The organism is Pseudomonas sp. NPDC077408 (assembly GCF_050269105.1).
GTDB lineage: Bacteria > Pseudomonadota > Gammaproteobacteria > Pseudomonadales > Pseudomonadaceae > Stutzerimonas.
Genome location: NZ_JBNNHS010000001.1, coordinates 581,757 through 594,455, shown reverse-complemented (window position 1 = coordinate 594,455; position 12,699 = coordinate 581,757). Strand labels below are relative to the sequence as shown.

The window sequence follows — 12,699 nt, the reverse complement described above, 5'->3', positions numbered from 1 at the left end:
TTTACTGTCGGGCGGATAAACGCTACCAACGGTAGCGCAGCAACGTGCCCTGATCTGCCGGCTCGGATTGCTCGCTTGCCGGTGCGCCAGGCTCGTCGAGAGGAGATTGGGCATTGCTTGGCTGCGCTTCAGCGTCTCCGGCCGACACGTCACCGTCGCCGATGGGCTCGACGTCAGCATCGGCGCCCGCGGCGTCTATCGTTTGCATGTCAATTTCATCGGGGGCGACTTCCTGCAGTCGCGCCAAGGCCAGCTGAGCCCGCAGTTGCTCTGGACTGGCGTTGAGGCGATACACCAGCCGATCGCTTTCGACCCGCTGCAAGCGTGCACCGAAGGGTTCAAGCAGGTGATCTAGCTCGGCGAAACGCTCCACGTCAGCCCCAAGCACCTCTAGCGTGATCTCCGCTCTGTCGCCGGGCTTAACGCGGTACTGCGGCGCCAGGAATGTGCTTACAGCGAGCATGACCTCATCGGCCAGCGCGGATCGGGTGTCGCCACTCGCCTTACCCTGCGTCTGTTTGTCACCAACCCAGAGGCGCCAGTTGGCTTGCCAGGTTTCGCCGGACTGTTTAGCCATGACGGTTAGCAGCCCATCTGCATCGTACCGCTCCGATACTTCGCGAAGCGCCTGTGGATCCTTCGCGGTGACGGTCTCGGGGGTGGCCACGAGCTGCTCACTCAGATCGGCCAACGGCAAACGCAACGGCAAGCCACGATGCTGGGCGGCCGCCCGCAAGTCGGAGGAGCCCTCCTGCGCATCGCCAACAAGCTGCGAGCCGTTAGCCGACTCTCCGAGCCACCAGGTCAGGATGCTCGGGCGCTCAGCGCCCCATAATGAAAGCCCGGCTGACCGCAGCGCACGCTCGGTAGTCACCGGATCGAAGTTAACGACAACTGCGTCGCCCTCATAGGCGTAGCGGCTCACCAACTGCTGCGGATCGTTGCGCAACTGCACAACAGCCTCTTGATCAGAGCTGGAGTCGCCGGTCAGACGCAGCACCAGCGTATCGAATGCTTTTCGTAGCGCCTCTTCGCGCTCGGCTGGTTGTTGGCTGGCAACCGGTTCACGCACCTTGTAGAGATCGCTGACGGGTGCCGCCATGCTATGAGCGGACACAACTGCGCAGCACAGGGCGAGAAGACGGGAAGTTACGCGCATATTTTAAAAACTCGCTGGCTAGCCAGTCATGAGGGCCTGCCGGCCCCTTGCGGCGACCGGGTTCGGGATAATCATGCGTTATACCTTAAACAGGCACCTAACTCGGGGCAACCGCAGCAGTCATAGGCTGCGTATCGCACCGCGGAAATACCTTGCCTGTCCCTGCCACACCTATTCGACATCCCCGATCGCGGGATGGTCGCTGTGCGGCAAGCCTGATAAAATCGCGCGCTTTCCGCAGACCGGTCCGGCGCCCTCGCAGCGTCGCGACAGAAACCTGATTCTGACCCGGTCGCCCCCGCACTTCCCTTCACAGGTCCGGATTCTTATGAGCAAGCAACCCTCCATCAGCTACAAGGACGCCGGTGTCGACATCGATGCAGGCGAAGCGCTGGTCGAACGCATCAAAGGCGTGGCCAAGCGCACCGCTCGTCCTGAGGTCATGGGTGGCCTGGGCGGCTTTGGCGCGCTCTGTGAAATTCCGGCTGGTTACAAGCAGCCCGTGCTGGTCTCGGGCACCGATGGCGTGGGCACCAAGCTGCGCCTGGCATTGAACCTCAATCAGCACGACAGCATTGGCCAGGATCTGGTCGCCATGTGCGTGAATGACCTGGTGGTCTGCGGCGCTGAGCCGCTGTTCTTCCTCGACTACTACGCCACCGGCAAGCTCAACGTCGACATCGCCGCAACGGTTGTAACGGGTATCGGGGCAGGCTGCGAACTGGCCGGTTGCTCGCTGGTGGGCGGCGAAACCGCGGAAATGCCCGGTATGTATGAAGGTGAAGATTACGACCTGGCCGGCTTCTGCGTCGGCGTGGTGGAAAAAAGTGAAATTATCGACGGCTCAAAAGTAGCCGCTGGCGATGCGCTGATTGCCCTTCCGTCGTCCGGCCCACATTCCAACGGCTATTCGCTGATCCGCAAGATCATCGAGGTAGCCGGCACCGACATCGAAAACACGCAACTAGACGGCAAGCCGCTCACCGAGTTGTTGATGGCGCCGACACGTATCTACGTGAAGCCACTACTCAAGCTCATCAAGGAAACCGGTGCGGTGAAAGCAATGGCGCACATCACCGGTGGCGGTCTACTAGACAACATCCCACGCGTTCTGCCCGAAGGCAGCCAGGCGGTCATAGATGTCGCCAGCTGGCAGCGTCCGGCCGTTTTCAACTGGCTGCAGCAGCAAGGCAATGTCGATGAGCATGAAATGCATCGAGTATTGAACTGTGGCGTCGGCATGGTGATCTGTGTCGCCCAGGATCAGGTCGAAGCCGTGCTCGCCAATCTACGCACCTCCGGCGAAGCCCCCTGGGTCATCGGCGAAATTGGCTCAGCTGACGAAGGTGCTGAACGCGTCCTGCTGAACAACCTGAAAACCCAGTAATGCACGCACCTTGTAATGTCGTCGTGCTGCTCTCTGGGTCTGGCAGCAATCTCCAGGCTCTGATCGACAGCCTCGACGAAGACCACAGCCCCGCGCGTATCCGCGCGGTGGTTTCGAACCGCGCAGAGGCCTTCGGCCTGCAGCGTGCGCAAGCGGCCAACATCGATACGCACGTTGTGCAGCACAAGGATTTTGCTGACCGCGAAGCATTCGATGCGGCTCTGATGGAAATCATCGACACATACCAGCCGCAGCTGGTGGTGCTAGCCGGCTTCATGCGCATTCTCACCGCAGGCTTCGTTCGCCATTACCAGGGTCGCCTGCTCAACATCCATCCGTCCCTGCTACCGAAATACAAGGGACTGGATACCCACCGCCGGGCACTCGACGCCGGTGACCGGGAACATGGTTGCAGCGTGCACTTCGTTACCGAAGAGCTCGACGGCGGCCCTGTGGCCATACAGGCCTGCTTAAAGATTGAACCCAACGAAAGCATCGACAAGCTGACCGATAGAGTGCATGCAGCCGAGCACATTATCTATCCGTTGGCAGTTCACTGGTTCGCCGAGGGCCGCTTGCGCCTTGCCACACAAGGCGCGATGCTGGACGACATGCTGTTGCCGGCCACCGGCCATCTATTAAGAATCTAGGAGACATTATGCGTCGTGCCTTGCTGCTCGCTCTCGCCGTGCTGGCCCTGCCGGTCCAGGCCCTTGAGCTGAAGCCTTTCTCCGCTAGCTACACCGCGGACTGGAAACAGGTACCTGTCAGTGGCACAGCCCAGCGCAGCCTGGAAAAACGCGATGACAATACCTGGGAGCTGGATTTCGAAGCCTCGATGCTGGTCGCCAGCTTCAATGAGCGCAGCGTTTTCACAGTCGAAGGCGAGACCTTCCTACCGCAGAAATACCGACTCAAACGCAGCGGACTGGGCAAGGGAAAATCCATCGAGCACGACTTTGACTGGCAAGCCAAGCAGGTAGTCGGAGAAGACCGTGGTGACCCGGTGAAGCTTCCGCTGAATCGCGGCCTGCTGGACAAGTCCACCTATCAGATCGCTCTTCAGCACGCGGTTGCAGCGGGCGAGAAGAGCATGAGCTATCAGGTCGTAGATGGCGACGAGATCGAAACCTACGACTTCCGCGTCCTCGGTGAGGAAAAAGTCAGCACGAAGGCCGGTCAGGTCGATGCGATCAAGGTCGAGCGCGTGCGCGATCCGACGCAGAGCAAGCGACAGACCATCCTCTGGTTCGCGAAGAATTGGGACTACATGCTCGTCCGCTTGCATCAGGTCGAAAAGGACGGCAAGGAGTACCAGATCATGCTCGAAGAAGGCACCGTCGACGGCCGACCCGTCAAAGGTAGCTGACCCATCTGCGCCAGCCCCACTGGCGCAGCATTGCCCCGCCTGAATTTGAGCCCGCCCATGATCGCACCTCGCGCTTTACTGCTCAGTCTCCTACCGGTTTTTGCCGGGTGCCAGTCACTGCAATGGGACGACCAGCCTCCGGCGCGACCGACCGAGCGTCTGCAGGGCACCATCACCCAGCAGGACGGCGGGTTGCAGTTCAGCAGTTGCCAGGGCCGACGCGACCTCGCGTTGCTCGATAGCGGCGCGACAGGACTGCCCGACGATGCACAGGCGCTGATGGTCGGAAGCAACCAGCCTTTATTTGCCGACATCCGTGGCAGTTTGATAACCCAAAGTGGCGATAGAGACCAGTTTCAGCTGACCCAGGTGTATCGCCTGCAGACAGAGGGGCCGGGTTGCAGCGACGACACTTTCAACCGGTTGCTCCTGCGCGCGACGGGTCACGAGCCAGGCTGGAGCGTGAAGATCACCAGCGGCGGCTTGCTCCTTGAGCGTCCCGGCCAACCGGCCTTGGCCTTGCCCTATCTGGAAGAGCAACTGCCCAGTGGGCAGACCAGCTTCAGCACCGAAGCCAACGATCAGCGCCTCGATCTGTGGGTAGCCCCGCAACGCTGCCTGGACAGCGCAACCGGCGCAGTCAGCCATCTGACTGCCGAGCTACGCCTGGACGGCCAGACCTTACGCGGCTGCGCCTACTACGGCGGCGCCCGCCAAGACTGAATCAATCGAGGCGCAGCCTGGCGCCTCTCGACGTTTCGAAGACCTGACCATGAATGACGCCTTGACCCTGTTGCAGCCCTATCCTTTCGAAAAACTGCGCGGCCTGCTTGCCGGTGCGCAGCCGCCAGCAGACAAGCGCGCAATCGCGCTGTCGATCGGAGAGCCGAAACACCGTTCGCCGGATTTCGTCGCTCAAGCACTGGCCGACAACCTTGACCAGCTTGCGGTGTACCCCACCACGCAGGGCATCCCGGCGTTGCGCGAATCGATCGCCCGCTGGTGCGAGCGACGCTTTGGTGTGGCTCAAGGCTCAGTCGACCCGGCACGGCATGTATTGCCGGTCAACGGCACCCGTGAAGCGCTGTTCGCCTTCACCCAAGCCGTGGTCAACCGCGAACAGGGTGCGCTGGTGGTCAGCCCCAACCCCTTCTATCAGATCTACGAAGGTGCGGCACTTCTGGCCGGCGCCACGCCGCATTATTTGCCTTGCACCGCGGATAATGGCTTCAATCCAAACTTCGACGCGGTTTCGCCAGAGGTCTGGCAGCAGACGCAGATCCTTTTCCTCTGCTCCCCGGGCAACCCGACCGGCGCACTGGTCCCGCTTGAAACGCTGAAGAAGCTGATCGCATTAGCGGACGAGTTCGATTTTGTCATCGCAGCCGACGAATGCTACAGCGAGCTGTATTTCGACGAAGACCAAGCGCCCGCTGGGCTGTTGACTGCATGCGCAGCGCTCGGACGCAACGATTTCAAGCGCTGCGTGGTTTTTCACAGCCTTTCCAAACGCTCGAACCTGCCGGGGCTGCGCTCCGGGTTCGTCGCGGGCGATGCCGATATTCTCAAAGCGTTTCTGCTGTACCGCACCTACCACGGCTGCGCCATGCCGGTGCAAACCCAACTGGCTAGCATCGCGGCGTGGAACGATGAGGTTCATGTGCAGGCCAATCGGCAGCTGTACCGGGAGAAATTCGACGCGGTGCTGGAGATCCTCTCGCCAGTGATGGACGTGCAGCGACCGGACGGCGGCTTCTATCTGTGGCCGAAGACGCCAGTGGACGACCAGTTTTTCACCCGCGAGCTGTATGCACGCGAGCATGTCACGGTGGTCCCGGGGTCCTACCTGTCACGCGAGGTAGACGGCGTCAGCCCAGGAACGGGCCGTGTGCGCATGGCGCTTGTGGCGCCGCTGGAGGATTGCGTCGAGGCTGCGGAGCGAATCCGCGCGTTCATCACGACGCTTTGACGTCATAGCCGGACGCCACGGCGTCCGGCTCAGCGCGTCAGGCGACACCTGGCGGAATCATGTCTTTGCCATAGTCGCGCAGCTTCTCCAGATTCTCCGGCTTCATGTGTTCGGGTACGTCAGCCTTCGTGTTTTCATCCTGCTTACCCTGCTCGTCCGTGTTCGGCTTTTCCGATTCGCTCATGACATCCTCCCGTCAGATGGCATTTTCTTCCCAGATCAGCTCACCTTCATCGCTGACCTCCCTGACCTTGGTCAGCGCTGCCTCCGCGGCCACGTCAGCCTCGGACGCGAGGTCGTAACGGCGCCCGTTAGCGACTTTGAAAATATGTGCATTTTCGTCCGTGCCGCGACGCTTGACGGCGATCACCGCCTCGAACCCCTCGTCTGCAGGAACGGCGGACGAAATGGCCTCGTGGTTCTCGAAATGCTTGCGTGCCATACATGACCTCATCGTTACGATTGTGATCAGTGGACAACATCTTAGGGGGAAAAGGTCGAACCTCTTCACTCGCGCGGCAAGCGCATGCGACAGGGAGGTCAGGCCGGCTTCGCGCCACGGACGGCAGGCTTCGTCTCATCGTGGCATAATCCGCGGCCCAGTTTGGCCGGAGAATGCGGAGCTGTTATGCCCGATAAAAGCAAAGGACGCTGCCTGTTTGGCATCAAGGCGTGCGACACCATGAAAAAAGCCCGTACCTGGCTCGACCAGCAGGGGCTAAGCTATGAATTTCATGACTACAAGAGCGCTGGGATCGACCGCGCCCACCTGGAAGCCTGGTGCAATGAACATGGTTGGCAGATCGTACTCAACCGTGCCGGCACGACCTTCCGCAAACTGGACGATGAGCAGAAAGCCGATCTTGACCAGGCAAAGGCCATCGAACTGATGCTGGCCCAGCCGTCAATGATCAAGCGCCCAGTTCTGGATCTGGGCCACAAGACGCTCGTTGGCTTCAAGCCAGACACCTATGCTGCCGAGCTGGCAGCCAAGAACTGAGACCCGCTCGCCGAGACGAGCGCGACTGATAAAGGACTCCCATATGAGCAATTCTCTCTTCAGCCTGGCGTTTGGCGTCGGCACCCAGAACCGCCAGGGCAGCTGGCTGGAAGTTTTCTATGCGCAGCCACTGCTGCACCCGAGCGGCGAGCTGGTCGCCGCCATTGCGCCGCTGCTGAATTATGAAGGTGGCAATCAGGCCGTCACCATCAACACCACCCAGGCGGCTCAACTGGCCGATGCCATCAAGCCGCTCGACACTGCTCAACATGCATTGTTGACCCGCCTTGCCGAAAGCCAGCGCCCATTGGTCGTGACCTTGCTCGCCGAGGATGCAGCACTGACCTCCACCCCTGAGGCCTATCTCAAGCTGCATTTGATTTCCCATCGCCTGGTCAAGCCACACGGCTTGAATCTCACTGGCATCTTCCCGCTACTGCCTAACGTCGCCTGGACCAATCAGGGTGCCGTCGATCTGGCCGAGCTGGCCGAGCGCCAGCTGGAAGCGCGCCTGAAGGGCTATCTGCTGGAAGTCGTCTCGGTCGACAAATTCCCGAAGATGACCGACTACGTGGTGCCGGCCGGTGTTCGTATCGCCGACAGCGCGCGTATCCGCCTCGGCGCCTACGTCGGTGAAGGCACCACGGTGATGCATGAAGGCTTCATCAACTTCAACGCTGGCACTGAAGGCCCGGGCATGATCGAAGGCCGTGTCTCCGCTGGCGTGTTCGTCGGCAAGGGCTCGGATCTTGGCGGCGGCTGTTCGACCATGGGCACCCTGTCCGGTGGCGGTAACATCGTCATTTCGGTCGGCGAAGGCTGCCTGATCGGCGCAAACGCGGGGATCGGCATTCCGTTGGGCGACCGAAACACCGTGGAATCCGGCCTCTACATCACAGCCGGTACCAAGGTGAACCTGCTCGATGAGCAAGGTGAGCTGGTCAAGGTCGTCAAGGCGCGCGAACTGGCCGGCCAGACGGATCTGCTATTCCGCCGCAATTCCCTGAGCGGTGCGGTCGAATGCAAGACGCACAAGTCTGCGATAGAGCTGAACGAGGCGCTGCACGCGCACAACTAAACGCAGCGTCAAAACGTAGACAGGCCGGCGCTAGCTCGCCAGCCTGTTTACGCAGTCCCTCCATCAGGCGTCCCGTCCTGCTTTCAGGAGTCCCCATGCCGCTGACATCGCCCTGGCGCGCCGACTTTCCAGCCTTGGCTATCCTTGAGGCCCAAGGTCAGACCTATCTGGACAGTGCTGCCACTTCGCAGAAGCCGCAGGCACTGATCGATGCCCTCACCGGCTACTACACCAGTGGCACCGCCAATGTGCATCGAGCCCAACACCAACCGGCAGAACGGGCGACCCGCGCATTCGAGGACTCACGTATCAAGGTGGCGCGCTGGCTCAACGCCGCATGTCCGACCGAAATCGTTTTTACCCGCGGTGCCACCGAAGCACTGAATCTCCTGGCCTACGGGCTCGAGCATCTGATTTCAGCTGGCGATGATATCGTCGTCAGCGCCCTTGAGCACCACGCCAACCTGCTGCCTTGGCAGCAATTGGCCAAGCGACGTGCCGCCAAGCTTGTCGTACTGCCGCTCGACGAGCGCGGCATTATCGACCTCGAGGCAGCAGCCAGCCTGATCGGCCCGCGCGCCCGCCTGCTTGCCGTCAGCCAGTTATCCAACGTGTTGGGCGCGTGGCAGCCACTGCCCGAGTTGCTGCCAATGGCCAAGGCGCAGGGCGCGCTCAGCATAGTCGACGGTGCCCAAGGCGTGGTCCATGGCCGACATGACCTGCAGGCGCTGGACTGCGATTTCTATGTGCTCTCCAGTCACAAGCTGTACGGCCCGGAAGGCGTTGGCGCGCTCTACGGCCGGGGCGAGTCATTGCTCAAACTCAAGCATTGGCAGTTCGGCGGGGAAATGGTCCGTGTCGCTGATTTCCAGCATGCCGAATTCCACGCGGCCCCATTGGGTTTCGAAGCCGGAACCCCGCCCATCGGGGGTGTGATCGGCCTGGGCGCCACGCTGGACTACCTGTCGAGACTGGATGCCGATGCTGTTGACCGGCACGAGCTCGCCCTGCATAGCGCGTTGCGCACAGGTTTGGCTGAGCGGGCAGGCCTGCGACTGCTCGGCGATCCGCAGCTGGCGCTGGCAAGCTTTACGGTCGATGGCGTCCATCACGGCGATCTGGCCCACCTGCTGACCGAACAAGGTATCGCCATACGCAGCGGCACCCATTGTGCGCAGCCCCTGCTGAAAACACTGGGTATCGAAGGTGCGATTCGCGTATCGCTCGGGCTGTACAACGACGGACTCGATCTGGAGCGATTCTTCGATGCGCTGGATCAGGCTCTGGAAATGTTGCGATGATCGCGCTTCCCGAAGCCGCCGCCGAAACGCTGCAGGCCTTTCGGTTGGCTGCGGGCTGGGAACAACGTGCGCGGCTGTTGATGCAATGGGGTGATTGCCTTGAGCCCCTGTGCGACACCGAGCGCAACGCGCTCAACCTGGTTGCCGGATGCGACAGCAAGCTCTGGCTAGTCGGCGAGCGACAAGACAACCACTGGCATTTCCGCGGCACCAGCGAGGCGCGTTTGTTGCGTGGGCTGCTTGCCGTGCTGCTGGTTCGCGTCAATGGCCTGAATGTCGGCGAGCTACAGCAGCTCGACATAGCGGAATGGTTCAGCCAGCTTGGCCTCTCACGGCAGCTTTCGCCATCACGCGCCAATGGGATGAATGCCGTTATTGGCAGAATGCGTGAGCTGGCAGAGGCTACCTGACCGGCGCTAACAGAGGCCAGACAAACGCCGCTATCAGGTTTTCAGACGCTCCGCCGGCCGCCGAGCCCCGGCGACCAGCTTGTCTACTGCCTTAGCCGCCGCGACCAGACCGAAACTGGCCGTCACCATCATCGACGCGCCGAACCCGCCAGCACAATCGAGCTTCACCCCTTCACCGACGAAGCTTTTGCTTTGACAGACGCCACCATCTGGCTTGGGGTAGCGCAGCTGCTCGGTGGAAAACACACAAGGCACGCTGTAGGTACGCCCAGGGGTTCGAGAGAAATTGTATTCACGCCGTAATAGCGAACGCGCTTTCGCCGCGAGGGGGTCGTTGAACGTTTTGTTCAAATCGGCGACCTGTATCTGCGTGGGGTCCACCTGTCCGCCCGCGCCGCCAGTGGCGATGATCTGGATCTTGCGACGTTTGCACCAGGCGATGAGCGCGGCCTTGGCCGGCACGCTGTCGATGCAGTCAATAACGCAATCCAACTGCTCGGTGATGTAGTCGGCCATGGTTTCGCGAGTCACGAAGTCGGCCACGGCGTGAACCACACACGCCGGGTTGATCGCCTTTATCCGCGCCGACATTTCATCCACCTTTGGCTTGCCCACCGCACCCTCTAGCGCATGGACCTGCCGATTGGTGTTGGTGATGCAGACATCATCGAGATCGAACAAACTGATTTCACCGACGCCACTGCGCGCCAGCGCTTCGGCCGCCCAGGAGCCAACCCCGCCGATACCGACCACCGCGACATGCGCAGCCGCTAAACGCTGCAGCCCCTCGGAGCCGTACAGACGGGCAATGCCGCCGAAACGTTGATCGTCGATAGACATGTCATACCTCAAACAAGACGTTAGCCGATTATAGGCCCGAGCCCCACGTCGTCCCAGCCAGGCATACCGAGGCGTTTCGAAAACGGGTCTTTCCGGCCCGCTGCTGCCCTCATTTTTAATTTAATATGGCGCCCTTTCCCCGCCTTGCCCCGGAGCTGTGATGATCGCCGCCGCCCTCTCACCGACCCTCGAACTCGCCTGCGAGCTGATCAATCGGCCATCGGTCACGCCGCTGGATGAGGGCTGTCAGCAACTGATGAGTGAGCGCCTCGCCGCCTGCGGCTTTGCCATCGAGCCGATGCACATTGAGGACGTCGAGAACTTCTGGGCGATCCACGGCAGCGAAGGTCCCGTGCTGTGCTTCGCCGGCCATACCGACGTGGTCCCTACCGGCCCGGTACAGGCGTGGCAGAATCCTCCGTTTGCCGCGCGAATCGACGAAAACGGCATGCTTCACGGCCGTGGCGCTGCCGACATGAAAGGCAGCCTGGCGTCGATGATTGTCGCGGTCGAGCGCTTTACCGCTGAGCATCCGGACCACAAAGGCCAGATCGCTTTCCTCATCACCAGCGACGAGGAAGGCCCTGCGCACCACGGCACAAAGGCTGTGGTAGAGCGCTTGCGTGAGCGCGGCCAGCGGCTTGACTGGTGCATCGTTGGTGAGCCATCGAGCACTACGCTTGTCGGCGACGTGGTCAAAAACGGCCGCCGCGGCTCGCTCGGTGGCACGCTTACGGTTCGCGGCCAACAGGGCCATGTGGCTTACCCACATCTTGCCAAGAACCCGATCCATCTGGCGGCACCGGCACTGGCCGAACTGGCAGGTGAACACTGGGACGATGGCAATGACTTCTTCCCGCCGACCAGCTTCCAGATCTCCAATCTGAATTCGGGCACAGGCGCCACCAACGTCATCCCCGGCACGCTGGAGGCGGTGTTCAATTTCCGTTTTTCCACCGAATCCACCGTCGAAGGGTTGCAGCAACGCACTGCGGCGATTCTCGATAAACACGGCCTCAACTGGAATGTCGACTGGGCCCTTTCGGGCCTTCCCTTCCTGACTGAACCCGGTGACCTGCTCGACGGCGTGGCTGCGGCAATCCGCAGCGTCACTGGCCGCGAGACCACACCGTCCACCAGTGGCGGCACCTCGGACGGGCGTTTCATCGCGACTTTGGGCACCCAGGTCGTCGAGCTGGGCCCGGTCAACGCAACGATTCATCAGGTGGATGAGCATATCCTCGCCAGCGACCTCGACCTGCTCACCGAGATCTACTACCAGACCCTGGTCAACCTGCTCGCATGCTGACCTGTCCTATCTGCCACGCCGAGCTCAGCGCGGCGGACAACGGCGTCGCCTGCCCGGCTAATCACCGATTCGATCGGGCCCGCCAGGGCTATCTCAATCTGCTGCCAGTGCAGCACAAGAACAGCCGCGACCCGGGCGACAACCAAGCCATGGTCGAGGCGCGGCGGCGCTTCCTCGAGGCGGGTTACTACGCGCCGCTGGCGACGCGACTGGCACAGCTGGCAGCCGAACGCTCACCGAGTCGCTGGCTGGATATCGGCTGTGGCGAAGGTTATTACACGGCGCAGATTGCTCAGGCTTTGCCCGATGCGGATGGCTACGCGCTGGATATTTCCCGTGAAGCCGTCAAACGCGCCTGTAAGCGCGCGCCGCAGATCGAGTGGCTGGTAGCAAGCATGGCACGGGTGCCACTGGCTGATGCCAGCTGCGATCTGCTGGCCAGTGTATTCAGCCCGCTGGACTGGACCGAAGCACGGCGTCTGCTAGCACCCGGCGGCGGCCTGCTGCGCATGGGTCCGACTCGCGAGCACTTATGGGAATTGCGAGGTCTGCTGTACGACGAAGTCCGCGACTACGACGATCAGAAGCATCTATCGCTGATCCCCGAAGGCATGCACCTCGCTCACAGCGAGACATTGTCCTTCGAGCTGCAACTGGATGACCCACAAGCCCGTGCTGATCTACTGGCGATGACCCCGCACGGTTGGCGCGCCAGCGCCGAACGCCGCGCAGCAGTCATCCAAGCGCCATTGCACGTACGGGTTGCGATACGCTATGACTGGATTCAGCGAGACTGATCAGGTTATCCAAACGAATACGGCGTCGGCTTTTGGGTCGATCCAATGCGTCTGATGCAGCCTTCTAGGCTTCAACAGTT

The 12,699-nt window shown here is 61.4% G+C and carries 15 protein-coding genes; 11 read left to right on the top strand and 4 right to left on the bottom strand.

Translation table 11 applies throughout. The annotated features are described in order from the left end of the window. Positions 1 to 22 precede the first annotated feature (22 nt). Complete coding sequence (locus tag ACQKEK_RS03035) at positions 23 to 1,159, bottom strand: DUF2066 domain-containing protein (protein ID WP_499140978.1); 1,137 nt, start codon at positions 1,157 to 1,159, stop codon at positions 23 to 25. A gap of 328 nt (positions 1,160 to 1,487) precedes the next feature. Between ACQKEK_RS03035 and purM the strand changes: the two genes are divergently transcribed. The 5 genes from purM to dapC are packed head-to-tail and all read left to right on the top strand — an operon-like array spanning position 1,488 to position 5,884. Next, on the top strand, positions 1,488 to 2,546 hold the full coding sequence (purM, locus tag ACQKEK_RS03030; protein ID WP_499140977.1) for a phosphoribosylformylglycinamidine cyclo-ligase: 1,059 nt from the start codon (positions 1,488 to 1,490) through the stop codon (positions 2,544 to 2,546). Further along, a complete protein-coding gene (purN, locus tag ACQKEK_RS03025) occupies positions 2,546 to 3,196 on the top strand; it encodes a phosphoribosylglycinamide formyltransferase (protein WP_499140976.1) in 651 nt (216 codons plus the stop codon). The genes purM and purN overlap by 1 nt, the downstream gene beginning before the upstream one ends. Before the next feature lie 8 nt (positions 3,197 to 3,204). Continuing rightward, entirely contained in the window at positions 3,205 to 3,915 is a 711-nt protein-coding gene (locus tag ACQKEK_RS03020; protein ID WP_127838830.1) for a DUF3108 domain-containing protein, read from the top strand. Positions 3,916 to 3,972: 57 nt separating this feature from the next. Next, the gene (locus ACQKEK_RS03015; protein ID WP_128119400.1) at positions 3,973 to 4,638 is read left to right on the top strand and encodes a COG3650 family protein; all 666 of its coding nucleotides are present in this window, start codon (positions 3,973 to 3,975) and stop codon (positions 4,636 to 4,638) included. A gap of 49 nt (positions 4,639 to 4,687) precedes the next feature. Beyond that, on the top strand, positions 4,688 to 5,884 hold the full coding sequence (gene dapC / locus ACQKEK_RS03010) for a succinyldiaminopimelate transaminase (RefSeq protein ID WP_499140975.1): 1,197 nt from the start codon (positions 4,688 to 4,690) through the stop codon (positions 5,882 to 5,884). A 37-nt stretch (positions 5,885 to 5,921) separates the two neighbouring features. On the opposite strand, the gene ACQKEK_RS03005 is transcribed toward dapC, so the two are convergent. Further along, positions 5,922 to 6,068, bottom strand: coding sequence for a hypothetical protein (locus tag ACQKEK_RS03005; RefSeq protein WP_164863199.1), 147 nt, complete (start codon positions 6,066 to 6,068; stop codon positions 5,922 to 5,924). 12 nt (positions 6,069 to 6,080) lie between these two features. Next, complete coding sequence (locus tag ACQKEK_RS03000) at positions 6,081 to 6,326, bottom strand: hypothetical protein (RefSeq protein ID WP_499140974.1); 246 nt, start codon at positions 6,324 to 6,326, stop codon at positions 6,081 to 6,083. Positions 6,327 to 6,512: 186 nt separating this feature from the next. On the opposite strand from ACQKEK_RS03000, the gene ACQKEK_RS02995 reads away from it, so the two are divergent. From ACQKEK_RS02995 to ACQKEK_RS02980, 4 genes are all read left to right on the top strand, one after another. After that, positions 6,513 to 6,884, top strand: coding sequence for an ArsC family reductase (locus tag ACQKEK_RS02995; protein WP_499140973.1), 372 nt, complete (start codon positions 6,513 to 6,515; stop codon positions 6,882 to 6,884). A 43-nt stretch (positions 6,885 to 6,927) separates the two neighbouring features. Further along, positions 6,928 to 7,962 (top strand): 2,3,4,5-tetrahydropyridine-2,6-dicarboxylate N-succinyltransferase, encoded by a 1,035-nt coding sequence (gene dapD, locus ACQKEK_RS02990; protein WP_128119403.1) that lies wholly within the window; start codon positions 6,928 to 6,930, stop codon positions 7,960 to 7,962. Positions 7,963 to 8,057: 95 nt separating this feature from the next. Further along, a complete protein-coding gene (locus ACQKEK_RS02985; RefSeq protein WP_499140972.1) occupies positions 8,058 to 9,263 on the top strand; it encodes an aminotransferase class V-fold PLP-dependent enzyme in 1,206 nt (401 codons plus the stop codon). Then, the gene (locus tag ACQKEK_RS02980; RefSeq protein WP_499140971.1) at positions 9,260 to 9,673 is read left to right on the top strand and encodes a SufE family protein; all 414 of its coding nucleotides are present in this window, start codon (positions 9,260 to 9,262) and stop codon (positions 9,671 to 9,673) included. The genes ACQKEK_RS02985 and ACQKEK_RS02980 overlap by 4 nt, the downstream gene beginning before the upstream one ends. A gap of 33 nt (positions 9,674 to 9,706) precedes the next feature. Here the strand turns inward: ACQKEK_RS02980 and tcdA are convergent, their stop codons facing one another. Further along, positions 9,707 to 10,513, bottom strand: a complete 807-nt coding sequence (gene tcdA, locus ACQKEK_RS02975) for a tRNA cyclic N6-threonylcarbamoyladenosine(37) synthase TcdA (RefSeq protein WP_128119406.1) — start codon at positions 10,511 to 10,513, stop codon at positions 9,707 to 9,709. A 160-nt stretch (positions 10,514 to 10,673) separates the two neighbouring features. Between tcdA and dapE the strand changes: the two genes are divergently transcribed. After that, positions 10,674 to 11,822, top strand: a complete 1,149-nt coding sequence (dapE, locus tag ACQKEK_RS02970) for a succinyl-diaminopimelate desuccinylase (protein WP_499140970.1) — start codon at positions 10,674 to 10,676, stop codon at positions 11,820 to 11,822. Continuing rightward, positions 11,816 to 12,619 carry a putative RNA methyltransferase gene (locus ACQKEK_RS02965; protein WP_499140969.1) on the top strand — a complete coding sequence of 268 codons (804 nt, stop codon included), beginning with the start codon at positions 11,816 to 11,818 and terminating at the stop codon, positions 12,617 to 12,619. Before dapE ends, ACQKEK_RS02965 begins: the two co-directional genes overlap by 7 nt. Positions 12,620 to 12,699 lie beyond the last annotated feature (80 nt).

Coding starts and splice junctions, on each gene's coding strand:
- ACQKEK_RS02985 (WP_499140972.1), top strand. CDS start 8,058: ATGCCGCTGACATCGCCCTGGCGCGCCGACTTTCCAGCCTTGGCTATC.
- ACQKEK_RS02965 (WP_499140969.1), top strand. CDS start 11,816: ATGCTGACCTGTCCTATCTGCCACGCCGAGCTCAGCGCGGCGGACAAC.
- ACQKEK_RS03020 (WP_127838830.1), top strand. CDS start 3,205: ATGCGTCGTGCCTTGCTGCTCGCTCTCGCCGTGCTGGCCCTGCCGGTC.
- purN (WP_499140976.1), top strand. CDS start 2,546: ATGCACGCACCTTGTAATGTCGTCGTGCTGCTCTCTGGGTCTGGCAGC.
- ACQKEK_RS03035 (WP_499140978.1), bottom strand. CDS start 1,159: ATGCGCGTAACTTCCCGTCTTCTCGCCCTGTGCTGCGCAGTTGTGTCC.
- ACQKEK_RS03000 (WP_499140974.1), bottom strand. CDS start 6,326: ATGGCACGCAAGCATTTCGAGAACCACGAGGCCATTTCGTCCGCCGTT.
- dapD (WP_128119403.1), top strand. CDS start 6,928: ATGAGCAATTCTCTCTTCAGCCTGGCGTTTGGCGTCGGCACCCAGAAC.
- ACQKEK_RS02995 (WP_499140973.1), top strand. CDS start 6,513: ATGCCCGATAAAAGCAAAGGACGCTGCCTGTTTGGCATCAAGGCGTGC.
- dapC (WP_499140975.1), top strand. CDS start 4,688: ATGAATGACGCCTTGACCCTGTTGCAGCCCTATCCTTTCGAAAAACTG.
- ACQKEK_RS02980 (WP_499140971.1), top strand. CDS start 9,260: ATGATCGCGCTTCCCGAAGCCGCCGCCGAAACGCTGCAGGCCTTTCGG.
- purM (WP_499140977.1), top strand. CDS start 1,488: ATGAGCAAGCAACCCTCCATCAGCTACAAGGACGCCGGTGTCGACATC.
- dapE (WP_499140970.1), top strand. CDS start 10,674: ATGATCGCCGCCGCCCTCTCACCGACCCTCGAACTCGCCTGCGAGCTG.
- ACQKEK_RS03005 (WP_164863199.1), bottom strand. CDS start 6,068: ATGAGCGAATCGGAAAAGCCGAACACGGACGAGCAGGGTAAGCAGGAT.
- ACQKEK_RS03015 (WP_128119400.1), top strand. CDS start 3,973: ATGATCGCACCTCGCGCTTTACTGCTCAGTCTCCTACCGGTTTTTGCC.
- tcdA (WP_128119406.1), bottom strand. CDS start 10,513: ATGTCTATCGACGATCAACGTTTCGGCGGCATTGCCCGTCTGTACGGC.